The organism is Salinadaptatus halalkaliphilus (genome assembly GCF_006543045.1).
Classification (GTDB): Archaea; Halobacteriota; Halobacteria; order Halobacteriales; family Natrialbaceae; genus Salinadaptatus; species Salinadaptatus halalkaliphilus.
Window position 1 is genome coordinate 60654 of record NZ_RBZW01000042.1, and the last position, 13077, is coordinate 73730.

At 61.2% G+C, this 13077-nt stretch carries 12 protein-coding genes; 3 read left to right on the top strand and 9 right to left on the bottom strand.

Going from position 1 to position 13077, the window contains the following annotated elements; genetic code table 11:
* Positions 1-186 precede the first annotated feature (186 nt).
* From D8Y22_RS14565 to D8Y22_RS14575, 3 genes are all read right to left on the bottom strand, one after another.
* Positions 187-636: a CBS domain-containing protein gene (locus tag D8Y22_RS14565; RefSeq protein ID WP_141465430.1), complete on the bottom strand. Its 450-nt coding sequence runs from the start codon at positions 634-636 to the stop codon at positions 187-189.
* A gap of 552 nt (positions 637-1188) precedes the next feature.
* Positions 1189-1320 carry a rubrerythrin-like domain-containing protein gene (locus D8Y22_RS23160; RefSeq protein WP_141465431.1) on the bottom strand — a complete coding sequence of 44 codons (132 nt, stop codon included), beginning with the start codon at positions 1318-1320 and terminating at the stop codon, positions 1189-1191.
* Positions 1321-1417: 97 nt separating this feature from the next.
* Entirely contained in the window at positions 1418-3061 is a 1644-nt protein-coding gene (locus tag D8Y22_RS14575; protein WP_174811862.1) for a long-chain fatty acid--CoA ligase, read from the bottom strand.
* A 357-nt stretch (positions 3062-3418) separates the two neighbouring features.
* On the opposite strand from D8Y22_RS14575, the gene D8Y22_RS14580 reads away from it, so the two are divergent.
* Positions 3419-4330 carry a DUF6159 family protein gene (locus D8Y22_RS14580; protein ID WP_141465432.1) on the top strand — a complete coding sequence of 304 codons (912 nt, stop codon included), beginning with the start codon at positions 3419-3421 and terminating at the stop codon, positions 4328-4330.
* Between the two features lie 307 nt (positions 4331-4637).
* Entirely contained in the window at positions 4638-5120 is a 483-nt protein-coding gene (locus D8Y22_RS14585) for a DUF4870 domain-containing protein (RefSeq protein ID WP_141465433.1), read from the top strand.
* Here the strand turns inward: D8Y22_RS14585 and D8Y22_RS14590 are convergent.
* Both D8Y22_RS14590 and D8Y22_RS14595 read right to left on the bottom strand, forming a co-directional pair.
* The gene (locus D8Y22_RS14590) at positions 5117-5938 is read right to left on the bottom strand and encodes a winged helix-turn-helix transcriptional regulator (RefSeq protein WP_141465434.1); all 822 of its coding nucleotides are present in this window, start codon (positions 5936-5938) and stop codon (positions 5117-5119) included. The genes D8Y22_RS14585 and D8Y22_RS14590 overlap by 4 nt on opposite strands.
* Positions 5939-6029: 91 nt before the next feature.
* Positions 6030-7844 carry a histidine kinase N-terminal 7TM domain-containing protein gene (locus tag D8Y22_RS14595; RefSeq protein WP_141465435.1) on the bottom strand — a complete coding sequence of 605 codons (1815 nt, stop codon included), beginning with the start codon at positions 7842-7844 and terminating at the stop codon, positions 6030-6032.
* A gap of 130 nt (positions 7845-7974) precedes the next feature.
* Between D8Y22_RS14595 and D8Y22_RS14600 the strand changes: the two genes are divergently transcribed.
* Positions 7975-9090: a hybrid sensor histidine kinase/response regulator gene (locus tag D8Y22_RS14600; protein ID WP_141465436.1), complete on the top strand. Its 1116-nt coding sequence runs from the start codon at positions 7975-7977 to the stop codon at positions 9088-9090.
* A 71-nt stretch (positions 9091-9161) separates the two neighbouring features.
* Here D8Y22_RS14600 and D8Y22_RS14605 read toward each other — a convergent pair whose 3' ends face one another.
* The 4 genes from D8Y22_RS14605 to D8Y22_RS14620 form a co-directional block, all read right to left on the bottom strand.
* Positions 9162-10091 carry a ferritin family protein gene (locus tag D8Y22_RS14605; RefSeq protein WP_141465437.1) on the bottom strand — a complete coding sequence of 310 codons (930 nt, stop codon included), beginning with the start codon at positions 10089-10091 and terminating at the stop codon, positions 9162-9164.
* Positions 10092-10191: 100 nt separating this feature from the next.
* Positions 10192-11583 carry an APC family permease gene (locus tag D8Y22_RS14610; protein WP_246084455.1) on the bottom strand — a complete coding sequence of 464 codons (1392 nt, stop codon included), beginning with the start codon at positions 11581-11583 and terminating at the stop codon, positions 10192-10194.
* Complete coding sequence (locus tag D8Y22_RS14615; RefSeq protein ID WP_141465439.1) at positions 11576-11839, bottom strand: hypothetical protein; 264 nt, start codon at positions 11837-11839, stop codon at positions 11576-11578. Before D8Y22_RS14615 ends, D8Y22_RS14610 begins: the two co-directional genes overlap by 8 nt.
* Before the next feature lie 112 nt (positions 11840-11951).
* Positions 11952-12455, bottom strand: coding sequence for a hypothetical protein (locus tag D8Y22_RS14620; RefSeq protein ID WP_141465440.1), 504 nt, complete (start codon positions 12453-12455; stop codon positions 11952-11954).
* Positions 12456-13077: the final 622 nt, after the last annotated feature.

Sequence of the window (13077 nt, forward strand, 5' to 3'; positions counted from 1 at the left end):
ATCGGTGCAACTCGCGACGGTGGTTCGTCGTTTCGCTCGACAGTCACCGGGCGCTGAAATCACGCCGCTTTCGGAGACGACGATCGATCCCGGGGCCTCTTCGAGACGCTCTCGTCGGGTGCGTGCACCGACCTCGCGGATCGCCACGAGGATCTTTTCGACTGACCGTCGGCGCGGTCTCCGTCGCTACTCCTCGGTTGGAACCGCGGACTCGCCCGTCCTCCCAATCCGAACCGGCTCGGCGTGCCACTCGATCTCGAGGCGGCGGCGCGAGAGATACGGCGCGAGCGTCTCGGCCGAGACGAGTCCACAGTAGGTTTCTCCGCGACCCACCGGCAGGTGGGTGACGCCGTCGTCGCGCATTCGCCGTGCTGCGGTCGTCACCGACTCGCTCGGCGCGACCGTCGTCACCGGCGCCGACATGATCGTCTCGACGGGGTGGGACTCGAGCGTTTCGGCGACGAACGCGACGATGTCGGATTCGGTCACGATCCCGACGACTGTCCCCTCCTCGAGGACGACGAGTGCCGGCACGTCCGGATCGCGGAGCCGTTGTGCGGCGTCGTCGACTGGCGTCTTCGGCTCGATCGAGTTTGCAGTGGTGGCCGTGACGGTTTCGATCGGTATGTCGATCATTGGTTGGTGCTTGGTATCACTACACACTATATATCGGTTGTGTATATGTGATGTATATTCCCTAGAGAACCGATCGATCGGGCACATTTTGGTTTCGTTTCACCCTCTCTCTTTTCCCACCCGTCACGATTGGTTCCTACCGGTTGATCGGTCTCCGCGACCGTTTCTCGGCCACTGGTTGGCCTCGAGATCCGTTCGTGAAACTGATCGGTGGTACTATGAACTCCAACTAGAATGATACTAAGTATATAATTTATTTATTATTATGGGGGCTCCGTAGCTAGTATGTGATACTAGTTGAAATATGGATAACGCACTAAAAAGAGCGTCTAATCGCTTCCAGATTATCGAGCCAATCTTGGGGGCGCCAGATGTCAATATAAAATCACTCACTAGATCTTGACTTCTGAATCGAAGACGGGTTGGTCACGACCGGTGTGATCGCCTGTCACGGATTGACTCCGCCTCCTGTTTTCCAGTCCCACCACGAGCGGTATAGTTCCACTGGAACGTTTGTCCAGCAATCCGTACGTACGGGCACTCACAACGGCGTCAAGTCGGGTTTTTCCGAATGCGCGTGGGCCGCAGTGAGCCGCCACAGTCCGGGCAACTCGAGCGATAGGAGACGGGATGAACATCAGACGAACAATCGATGCACTCGTAGCGACTTTCGTATTGTTTCATATTCTTTTCCTCGCGTATGGCTGATTGCCACACGCACAATTAAAACTTTTGCTGGACAAATGTTTGGTTGTTCTATCGTTACGTGGTACGATTACGTTCACTCGGCTGGTTCGGACTCGTCGCGTTCGTCGTCGGCCTCGAGGACGATATCGTACTGATCGCGCAGCCGTTTCTTGTCGAATTTGCCGGTCGAGGTCTTGGGGATCTCGTCGATGAACTCGTACTTATCGGGGAGCCACCAGGACGGGAACGTCTCCGAGAGGTGGCCGTCGAGGTCTTCGGCGGTGAGATCCGCGTCCGGCGTCGGGACGATGGTCGCCAGCGGTCGCTCTTGCCAGCGTTCGTGCTCGACCGCGATGACGGTCGCCTCGGCGATGCCCTCGTGGGCCATCAGTTCGTTCTCGAGTTGGACCGACGAGATCCACTCGCCGCCGGATTTGATCATGTCCTTATCGCGGTCGACGAGGTCGACGTAGCCCATCTCGTCGCGGACGGCGATGTCGCCGGTCTTGAGGTAGCCGTCGTCGGTGAACGACTGTTCGTTTTCCTCGGGCCGGTTGTGGTAGCCGTCCGTGATCCACGGGCCACGAACCTGCAGTTCACCCATCGTCTCGTCGTCGTGTGGCACTTCGTTGCCGTCGTCGTCGATGACGCGAATGTCTACGCCGGGAACCGGGAACCCTGCTTTGGAGCGATATTCGTACTGCTCCTCCGGCGAAAGCGCTTTGACTTCCTTTCGGAGCGTACTCAGCGTACACAGCGGCGAGGTCTCGGTCATCCCCCACCCCTGGATGATCGGCGCATCGTACTCCTCGTCGTACTTCCGAATCAGCGACTCGGGCGGCGCGGAGCCCCCGACGGTCAGCCGATCGATGTTCGAGATGTCGACCTCCGGGTTGTCGTCGAGATACTCGGCCATCTCGAGCCAGATGGTTGGGACGCCCGCCGAGACCGTCACCTCCTCGTCGGCGATCAGGTGGGCGATCGACTCGGGGTCGGTATGGACCGACGGGAAGACCTGTTTCGCTCCGGCAAAGGTCGCAGCGTAGGGGATCCCCCAGCCGTTGGCGTGAAACATCGGGACGATCGGCAACGCGACGTCGCTCTCGCTGACCTGATTCGCGTCGACGTGGCCACACATCACGCTGTGGAGGTACATCGCCCGGTGGCTGTAGGTGACACCCTTTGGCAGCCCCGTCGTCCCGGACGTGTGGCACATGCCGTACTCGGTGTCCTCGTCGATGTCGGGCCACTCGTACTCGGTCGGCTGGCCTGCAAGCAGCGACTCGTAGTCCGTCACGGGCTCGAGGTCCGTTTCCGGCACCTCGTCGGCTAACACGACGTACTGCTCGACCGACTCGAGGTCGTCGGCGTTGGCCTCGACTTTCTCGACGAGGGCCGGATCGACGAAGATCACCTCGTCGCCGGCGTCTTCGATCGTGTGGACGAAGTGGTGATCGGGCAGGCGCATGTTACACATGTGAAACGACCGCCCCGTACACGCCGGCCCGAAGTAGAGTTCGAAGTGGCGGTAGTGATTCGTCGCGACGACGCCGACGCGGGAGTCGTCGTCGACCTCGAGCTCGTCGAGAGCGTGTGCGAGCTGGCAGATTCGGTCGTGGGCGTCGGCGTACGTATACCGGTGGATACTGCCATCCGGACGTTTCGTTACGAGTTCTCGATCAGGGAACAGTTCGGCCGCACGATCGATTACCTTGTCAAGCGTTAACTGCACACCCATCATGGCTGCCAGAATTGTACTCATACAACCCCTTATACTATTTGCCGGTTTGCGGCCAATGTATCCGCAACCCCGCCGAGAGCCGCTGGTGTGGCTCGTTTATGTTATGTGGCCTGTGTCCATCTGATACGGATTGTTGTAGCGTTTTCCCGGTGATCACCCGGACGGGGTCGGTGATCACCGGTAAAGAACTACAACGGTCCGTATGAGACGTGCTCGACCCTTCGTTTCGGAGTGATACGGCAACAATTATAACAGTCTGCTTGGATACCAGGGTATGATCACCCACCGTTTGAACTGGTATTTGGCAGTGAATTCCCTCGACCGCGACGCTCAGACGAGTCTGTGGTGATACCGATGGTATCACTCAATCGAAAGACACGTCGCGTCGGCTTCCTCGACCGACTCAAGACCGGCTGGACGCTCACCAAAGACAGCATCAGCGTGATCCGTCACCATCCACAACTCATGGTGTTTCCGCTGATCGCTGGCCTCTCGAGTCTGCTCTTTACGGTGTTGTTTCTCTTCCCGTTGGCAGTCGCCAACCTGTTCGGAAGCGGCCTCGAGTACGCCGTGCTGTTCTGTCTGTATTTTCTGACGACGTTTTTCAGCACCTACTGTTCGGCCGCGTTGGTTTACGGTGCGAACGAAGCGTTCCACGGGCGAGAACCCGGCGTACTCGACTGTCTCGAGGCGGTCAGCGATCGGCTCGGCCCGATCATCGTCTGGTCGGCTATCGCCGCGACCGTGAGTGTAATTCTCAAATCGTTAGAGGATTCCGACAATCCGATCGCGTCGGTGCTGGGCGCGCTGTTTGCGGTCGGCTGGTCGATCATGACCTTCTTCATCGTCCCGGTGATCGTCTTCGAAGACGTCTCGGTGACCTCGATGTTCAAGCGGAGTGGACGGACGTTCAAGGATACCTGGGGAGAGACGCTCGGGGCTGGATTCGGGATCACGTTGATCGTCGCGGTGATCGGTGCCGTCCTCGTCGTCGGTGCGCTCGTGGTGTCGATTCCGGTCACGGCGATGTTCGTCGCGCCCGGCCTCCTCCTGACGGTGTTCCTCGTCGGTGGTGCGCTCGTGTTCACCTACCTCCTCAGCCAGACGATCTGGGGGATCGCGAAGACGGCGCTTTACGTCTACGCAGTGGAGGGTACCGCCCCCGAGGAATTCCAGAACTTCGACTTCGAGACGCTCGGCGGCCGGACGACGCAATCGGCTTCCCCACGAACGACTGCCAAGCCGGGAATCGAGACCGACGACTAATACGGATTACTGTACCGATTTACCGGCGCACCCGCCGCCCGGGTCGCGGGTGCGCCGGAATTGACTTACAGTAAACCGTATAACTCCAACGACCAGTCACCCGGAATATACGTTCTCCGTCCGCTGATTGGTCACCCTCCCCTCCCAGTGTGCAATCGGCCTTCGGCGCTTGGAACGCCACTCGAGTTACCCGACCGTAACCGAGTCGGTTATCATTTACTTCGCTTACGTTGAAGCGTGCCTGGTTCATCGGTGCTTTCCAGTGGTCGATCTCAGTGGTGGACATTGGGGACGACCGGACCATACCATGTCACACGAATCAACGGATGGAGACGTTGCAACCGAGCCACAGACATCGACGACCAACCGAGAACCCAGCGACGAACCGCCGGCAGTTGCCGAGGAAACGGCCGGCGAAACCGAACTCGGAATCAGCGAAAACGTCGCCGGAGCGCTGGCGTACTTCTGGGGCTTTGTCACCGGGGGCCTCCTCTACGCCGTCGAAACCGAGAACGAGTTCGTTCGGTTTCACGCTGCACAAAGTATCGTCCTCTCGGTTGGACTATTCTGTTTCTTCGTTGGATTTACCGTCTTTCAATTCTTCGTCGGCTTCTTGTTGGGCGATATCATGATCATCGGCTTTCTGATTTCGATCGGATTCTCGTTTCTCTGGTTGGTCATCGGGTTCGGTACCTTCCTGCTGTATCTATACCTCATGATCACTGCGTTCCGCGGGCGACAGAAACGCCTCCCGATCGTCGCGTCGATAAGCGAGACGCACCTTCTCTAGGTATCCTCGAGGGGCGTCGCAGCATCGTCCAGTTTCGAGCGTAATTCAGCGTATGCGTCTGATTCTTCGAGACGAGTACGATTCGCGACCGTCTCCAGCAGTGATAACTTTGCGGCTATCGCTCGCTGTTCCCGGACGGCTGGCGACTCTCCCTGGCGTTTCAGTTGCTCGTCGATCGTCTGGAGTGCGGTTTCTCGGACGATCGGTTTTCGGTGCACGTCGTCACAGTCGCTCTCGAGCAGGTCGAGATCGGGGCGACTGTCGACGAGCAACACCGTTCGACACGACCCAACTGAACTGGTAACGTCCGACGGCGTCGCTCCGGGAAACCCATCGTCGAGCACGACCACGTCGACGGCGTCGTCGAGTTTCGCGTCGAACGCGTCGGCGCTGTGAGCGCGTCGCACGGCGTAGCGTCCCGCAAGCCAGTCGCTGTACATTTCGGTGATCCGGCGGTCTCTGTCTACAAGCAATACCGTCGGCGTCGCCGTCTCGAGGTGGCGTGTCCCCCACTCGCCGAGAGCGTCGAACACCGGTTGCATATCGGCTCCCGCGGCCGTGAGTTCGTAGTTGACCCGCAGCGGTGATTCGCTCTCGACCGATCGTTCGACGAGCCCGGCGTCGCTCAAGGCTTCGAGGGCATCCGTAAGCACTTTCGAGGAGACGTCCGGAATCGCCTCGAGCAACTCGTTGAAGCCAAGCGGGCCGTGATGCGAGAGCGTGACGACGATGACGGGGTGCCACTTGTTCGAGAGCAGCGACAGCGCCTCGAGTGCGGTCCGTGCGGTCGCTGGAACGTCGGTCTCGGAATCCGTCATACCCTCGGTTCAGAGCGAGACACGTTAATTGTTCGGTGAAACAGCTCTTTCACCGCTGCGTAGAGACTGTTTACGGTCGGGTATCGCCGTTCTATCGGGAGGCCTCGGTACTATCGGCTTGGACCTCGCAGAACGTGACACCGGTAACGGCAACCCGTGCGCCACCGCACGGTGATTCTTCGATACGAACCGACCATCCGTGGGCCGTCGCGATCTGGCGAACGATCGGAAGTCCGAGTCCGGTCCCGTCGTCCGAGGACGTATAGCCGCGGTCGAAGACCCGATCTCGCTGGTCGGGTGCCACGCCAGGCCCATCGTCGTCAACGGCGAACCCGCCGGGGATCGACCGAATCGTCACCGACACCTCCGTTCGATCCGTCGGAAACTGTTCGAGTCGGGTCGTCGCCGTCGCCGATCGATCGCCGTCCGAATTCTGACCGGACCACGACATGCCGACCGTGGACCCACGTTCGACACTGTCGTCGGCCCGTGGCTGACTGCACGTCGACCCGTGTTCGACACTGTTTCGAACGCAGTTCTCGAGCAGCTGTTGGAGGCGGTCGGGGTCGGCTTCGATCGTACAGTCGACATCGACGGTGAGCGACGCGCCGGTGGTCCAGACGCTGTGCCAGGCTCGCCGGGCGACCGTCTCTAGCGAGACGGCTTTTGGATCGTCGATCCGACGGCCGGTCTGAGCGAGATCCAACAGTCCGTCGACCAATTGGTCCATCCGGTCGGCTGCGTCGAGTACCTGCTCGACGTGTGTCGTATCGCCGGTCCGGACGGCCGTCGTCGCGGAACTTCGCAACTCCATCAGCGGCCCCTGAATGTCGTGGGAGACGATGTTGGCAAACTCCGAAAGCGTCTCGTTTTGCTCGAGTAGCTGCTGTTCGCGACGAATACGCTCTGTGACATCACGAACCACGACGACGTAGCCGGTCGCTTCGCCGTGTCGTTCGACGGTCGAGGACGTACAGTCCAAGTGGCGTTCGCCGTTGCCGGTCTGGACGGTAAACTGGAGGTGGCCGACCGTCCCCGTCTCGAGAGCACGAACGGTTTCGTCCGGAACGCCGGTAAAGAACGCCCGCGCAGTCGCACCCACGCCCGCCTCGCCTGGGAAGTACTGGCGCGCAATCGCGTTGTAGTCGACGACGTGGCCATCGGTATCGAGTGTGACGACCCCGTGTGGAAGCTCCTCAAGTGCGGTCTGGCGAGCGATCGGGACGACGTCGAGAAACTCCGCGCGATAGAGCGCGACGGTCATAATACCTGCACTCACCACGAACCCAGCCGGTGTCAGATCGGTGGTCGCTGAAACGAATCCGCTGAGCGTCGCGACGTTTGCGACGGCAGTTGGTATCACGGCGGCACTCAACAGGGCACTTTGGCGTCGTCGCAACCCGACCGACCGAATCGATTCGACCGCCAGGAGGGCCGTCGCGGTGGCCATCAGTGCGTAGTTCACCGCCGCCTGGACCCAGAACCAGCGTGTCCAGTCGGGCGTTAGCGTTTCACTGCCAGCGACGACAGCAGGATCGAACGCGACGTGATGAATCGGATTCGTCGCCAATACGAGGAGCTCGACGGCGACGTACCCTGCAAGCGCGCCGGCGAGCCATCGCCTCGGTGGTCGTCCGTTCGCGATGCGCAACGCCAGCAAAAACCAGCCGACCGAAAGCACCGTCGGGGCGACGAGTCGTCCACTCCAGGTAAGCGTCGTGATCGAGTCGTTGCCGACGAGGATGCCCACACCGAGACTAAGCGGCCACAGCGCACACCCCAGAACAGTGACGGCAAAGGCAGTGCTACCCGGTGTGTCTCGCCGAGTGAACGGCTTATAGATGAACGCGAGTATCAGAAACCCGGTCACTAGGTATGCGACGCCGATCACTGAGAACTCCCCCATCGTACAACTATCTAGAACCCGTGATATTAACTGTTTTCAGCAAGTCGACGAGTGATCAGCAGCCGGTTCCTACGCAATGCAGGCGATGAACGATCGAAACAAATAGAGTGTCGCCACCACGAACTACCGTATGCATTCGTCAGGGAAACTGACGATTCTCGTCGTCGAGGACGATCCCAACGACGCACGAGTCGTCGAACGGTTGTTGATCGAACAGCGACAGGCGGGATCGTCGGGGGCCCTAGCCGAACCGATTACCATCGATAGCATCGACCACGCGGAGTCCCTTCGGTCGGCGTTCGACCGGATCGACGAGGGGTCACCGGACGTGATCCTTCTTGATCTCAACCTGCCGGATAGTCGGGGACTCGAGACCGTCGAGCGCGTCACCGAGCGGGCCCCCTCGATCCCAGTCGTCGTGTTGACTGGCCAGACTGATGTCGGCATCGAAGCGATTCGATGCGGGGCACAAGACTACCTTCTCAAGCGATCGATCACCGCCGAACTACTCTCCCGGACGCTTCGCTACGCCGTCGAACGGTCACGAACGCAATCGACGCTGCGCGATCGAACCCAGCGCCTCGCAGTACTGAACAACATCATTCGAACCGACATTCGCAACGACGTGAGCATGATCGTCGGTCGAAGCGATCAACTTCGGGACGACACGTCGGGAACAAACGCCGCGGCCGCCGAATCCATTCTCGAGGCGAGTCACCATCTGCTCGAGATCACCGACGCTGCCGCGGCAGTTATGGACGTTATTTCGGGCGAGGTCGACGACGTCCGTCAACCGCGTGACCTGAACGCAATCCTCGACGATGCGATCAGTGACTGTCGTCGTCGCGAGGACGTGGACCTCGTCGTCGAACGAACGCTGCCGACCGATCGATCGGTGACCGTCACCGGCTCGGCGATGCTCGGATCGGCCTTCGAGACGTTGCTCTCGAACGCAACCGCTCGTCCCAGCCGCGAGCGCGTTCACATTACCGTCACGGTGTCTGCCGACGACGAACACGCCGTCGTCGAGATTGCAGATGATGGCGTTGGGCTGACCGACACCCAACAAACCGCTCTCACCGATGGGACGGCTATCGACGATCGAGTCGATCTCGATGCCGGACTCTACCTGGTCCGCACCGTCCTCGAGAAGATCGACGCCGAGATCGACGTCCGCGACAACGAGCCGTCCGGAACGGTCACGACGATAACGCTCGAGCGGGTCCAGCGATCAGACGGCGACTGATCCGGACTGTTATCGGTCAGTGTCGTGCAACCACGACGCCATTGCGCCGGTAAATCGGTATACGACCGTTATCAGTCACCCTCGAGGGCCACCAGGTCGTCGACGTCGGGGATGTCCGCGGCGGCGTCGGTGATCTGTTGCATCCGGTCGGTGTGTTTCTCGACGGCGTAGGCGGCCAGTTCGCCGTCCTCGAGGCCGACGCGCTCGTCGGGGTCGTCGGGCTGGTAGCGGTTGTCCTCGGTGATCCCCTGGACCAGCGGGATAAGTTCGGTGACCGTGTCTTCGATCAGTTCCGGGTCGACGCCGTCGGCGATGAGCTTCTTGAGCTGGTTCATGCCGAAGCCGACGTGACGGCCCTCGTCGCTGCGGATGTTGGTAAAGCCCTCGACGAGCCCCGGCAGATACGGCAGTTCCTCGAACTCGCCGCCGTAGGAGGTCTGCATCCCGTAGTAGCCCGTCTGGGCGAGGATCCCCTCGACGGTGAGGTGGTAGTGACAGTACGCGACAGCCCGGTTTTCGGGGGTGTCTTCCTCGAGCAGTCGGAACTGGGCCTTCTTGTTCCGGTCGAACAGTTCGACGTAGGGCTCGTTGAACCACTTGTCGTCGCGCGGGTTCGATCGTTCCCAACCGAGTTCGTCCTCGACGGTCCAGACGACCTCCCGCCAGTAGCGGTCGAAGAAGTCGGCGTGTTTGGCCTCCTCGTAGAGCTGGGTCGTTAGGAACAGCTGATCGTCGATATCCTCGAGCACCGTGGCAAGCGGCGCGAGGTCCTCCGTCACCGCGTCCTCGCCGGCACCGAACTTCGCGATGCCACTGAGGGTGCCGGCCCACGAGCCCTGATCGTAGCCCTCGGTCGTGTCGATGTGGGTGAGCAAGTTCTCGACGTCCGTCTCGAGGTCGATCTCGCCGGGATCCCAGTGGCGCTCGACGGCGTTGCGGTAGTAGCGGTTCGACCGTGAGTCGCGGTCCATCACGTCGGATGGCGCGTATTCTGTTGCCATGTCACATACTTGTCGGGGACGCTATTAACTTTTGCAGGCTAAGTCCCACCCTCAACGAGCGAGTCCGTAGGACGAGCGAAGTAGGGTGGGGTAGTTCATATCACGTCCTACGCTCGCCGGTATCGTCTGCCCGGTCGCGATCGTTCGGGCGTTCGTGAGCATCTAACGAGGTCATCGTTTCGTAGGTCTCGAGGCGGTCACGCTTTCGAAGCCGGTAGCGGTAGTAGGGGTAGGCCAGGACGAACCAGCCGACGAGGACGATGCCGACGACCGGTTGCTGGAGCAGCGTGATAATCCAGAACGCGCCGGTCGCTGCGGCGCCGCCGAGCACTGCGAGCAGGAGACCGCGATAGCGCCGGAGCCGGAACGGCGCGGTCGCGTAGTGGTCGGGAAACTCCCGCGGGAGGTTCCAGAGGCCGATCGCACAGAAGAAGTAGGCGGTGAGGCTGGCCAACCCGATGAACGTCGAGAGGCCGACGATTTCGTCCGCCAACGGGACGAGCAGGAAGGGTGGGCCGCCCAGCAGCGCGACGGCGTAGTGTGGCGTCTGGAATCGTGGGTGGATTTCGGCCAGCGCCGAGGGGAGGATGCCGTCGCGACTCGCGCGCATGAGCGTCCTCGAGAAGACCAGCAGCGTCGTGTTCACTGTCGTCACGACCGCGAACATCGCGCCGGCGGCGACGACGTAGGGGCCCCACCAGGGGAGGAAGGTCGCCGCGGCGAGCGCGAGGTCGGCCTCGCCGCCGAGTTCGGTGTAGGGGACGACGCCGACGAGGACGGCGATGAGCGCGACGTACACCACGGCGACGATACCGATACCGAGCCCGAGGACGAGCGGAATCGTGCGGCCGGGATCGTCGATCTCTTCGCCGAGTTCGATCAGGAGGCCAAAGCCGAGAAACGGGTAGAAGAGGGCGACGACCGCGAGCGCGAACGCGCCGGAGTCGGGGAAAAAGGGCGTGTAATTACTGCCGTCGACGGCGCCCAGGCCCGGGAGGATGAAGACGAGCAACGCGGCGACCAGTCCGACGACGAAGCCGAGTTGCACCTGCGTGACCAGCCGCAGGCCGATCACGTTGACGACGAGCACGAACGCGAGCAACACGTAGATCAACGCCAGCGGCGAGACGTCGAAGAAGGTCCGCGTGTACTCGGCGAAGCCGGTCGCGGTCACGAGTAGGGATGCCCACGCCACCAGCGGGATCGTAAACGGAACCAGAAACCCCCAGAACGGCGCGGTGAGCCGGGAGATATAGACGTAGAGGCCGCCGGCGACTGGCATCGCCGAGCCAAGCAAGGCGTTGTAGAGCACGACGAAACTCGCGGGAATCGCCGCCAGTAAGATCGCGAGAACGAGCGCCGGACCGGCTTCGCCGGCGAGTGGACCCGGCAACACGAAGATCGGCACCGCGATGGCGTTGCCGACCAGCAACGCTAACACGCCGAACAGCCCGACGCTCGAGGAGAGCGTCTCGGGGCCGGTCTCAGCCACTGGACTCACCGACAGCCTGCCGATCGCGCAGACGGCGTCGGATCTCGTACCGGCGCAGCCATCGTCCGACCACGTAGCCGACGAGTCCGCCGGCGATGGGCGCGACGACGAGCAGCGCCTCGAGGATCACCACTCCGACGAGGATACCGAGGCCGAGTCCGACGACCAGCCCGCCTTCGGGGTACTGGGCTGCGGCGACGTCTCGCTCGATATCGTCCATCTCGGCCGGGGTGTCACGGTAGCGCCCGATTGCCATGTCATGGCCCACCATACGTCGGACAAAGAATCTTCCGGCAATATTCGCGCCTCACGACGCTAAATAATGGCCAATCCTCGAGCCGAAGTGGCCCCGACGTCTCGCCGCGTCGTCAGGATTGCTGGGTAGCTGTGCCGATGACGAAGATTTCCTCGTAGAGGTCCGCTGCGAGGCTGTCGATCTCTCGTTCGGCGTCGCTGGCGGCAACCGAGTCGCCGACGCCTTGCCACTCGACCGAGAGCCTCGAGATAGGTGCCAGTGCCACGCCACCGACGGTGACGGTGCCGTCGGGTGTCTGGACGGTCCACTCCGTTCGCATGCCGTTCGAGGATTTCGTGACGGCCTCGATTTGCCCCCCGGCATCGGTCCAGTGCTCGATCAACCGATCGGCGAGTCGGCGTAACTGTCGTTCGCCCAGCACGTGACTGAGGATTCCGAGTCCGGCGAGGACGACAAATGCGGCGAGTGCAAACGCGATTCCCCCGTAGGGAACGTTCAACGAGGCGGCCAGTCCCGCCGTCACCACGACCAATCCCAGCACACGGGCATCGAACGCGGTCGGCACCGTCCCACTCCAGTCTGCGGTACTCGTTCCTGATCTCTGCTCGAGTTGCATCTCGGTCGCCTCTCGCAAGGTCGTTCAGATAGCCGTTGGCCTGTCCCAGTGGCGCCTTTATATGTTGATCAGGTGCGTTGACTCACACTCGAGTACGAAATTCAGTGCGAAATTCAACTCGAGTGGAGTGCGGTACGTACATCCCGTCGACGTTTCTCTCCCGCTAATCGATATCGGGTGTGAGTCTAGCGTGGTGGGAATAAATATAATAGAATTTTGTGTATTATTTGAAATTGAGGTATAGCTGCTGTATTTGTGACTTCGAGCACCCAGAAATCCCCCGGCGTGCTCGAGTCGGAGAACTCGTTGTGCTCCTCACTTGCGTTGCTCGTTGCGGTGCCTACTTCGTCCGCCTTCCTCGAGCCCACCGGCCCCTTTCATACGGTTTACTGTCCGTCAGTTCCGGCCCAGCCGCGACCCGGGCGGCGGGTGCACCGGTTGATTCGCTTCGCTCCGCAACCGAGGCTCGTCTCACACAGTTCGACTCACCGCCGGTACATCGGTACAGTAATCCGTATCAGTCCCACCCGGCCTCACCCTCCCCAACCGACTCGTTCGCTCGCACACTCGCTCACTCGCCCCTCGCGAGTCAGCGAGGCGTGCTCTCTATCGATCACACGCC

Excerpts from the sequence above, each read along its gene's own strand:
- D8Y22_RS14620 (WP_141465440.1), bottom strand. The coding sequence starts at position 12,455 with ATGCAACTCGAGCAGAGATCAGGAACGAGTACCGCAGACTGGAGTGGG.
- D8Y22_RS14615 (WP_141465439.1), bottom strand. The coding sequence starts at position 11,839 with ATGGCAATCGGGCGCTACCGTGACACCCCGGCCGAGATGGACGATATC.
- D8Y22_RS14600 (WP_141465436.1), top strand. The coding sequence starts at position 7,975 with ATGCATTCGTCAGGGAAACTGACGATTCTCGTCGTCGAGGACGATCCC.
- D8Y22_RS14565 (WP_141465430.1), bottom strand. The coding sequence starts at position 636 with ATGATCGACATACCGATCGAAACCGTCACGGCCACCACTGCAAACTCG.
- D8Y22_RS14585 (WP_141465433.1), top strand. The coding sequence starts at position 4,638 with ATGTCACACGAATCAACGGATGGAGACGTTGCAACCGAGCCACAGACA.
- D8Y22_RS14590 (WP_141465434.1), bottom strand. The coding sequence starts at position 5,938 with ATGACGGATTCCGAGACCGACGTTCCAGCGACCGCACGGACCGCACTC.
- D8Y22_RS14595 (WP_141465435.1), bottom strand. The coding sequence starts at position 7,844 with ATGGGGGAGTTCTCAGTGATCGGCGTCGCATACCTAGTGACCGGGTTT.
- D8Y22_RS14575 (WP_174811862.1), bottom strand. The coding sequence starts at position 3,061 with ATGGGTGTGCAGTTAACGCTTGACAAGGTAATCGATCGTGCGGCCGAA.
- D8Y22_RS14580 (WP_141465432.1), top strand. The coding sequence starts at position 3,419 with ATGGTATCACTCAATCGAAAGACACGTCGCGTCGGCTTCCTCGACCGA.
- D8Y22_RS14605 (WP_141465437.1), bottom strand. The coding sequence starts at position 10,091 with ATGGCAACAGAATACGCGCCATCCGACGTGATGGACCGCGACTCACGG.
- D8Y22_RS23160 (WP_141465431.1), bottom strand. The coding sequence starts at position 1,320 with ATGAAACAATACGAAAGTCGCTACGAGTGCATCGATTGTTCGTCTGAT.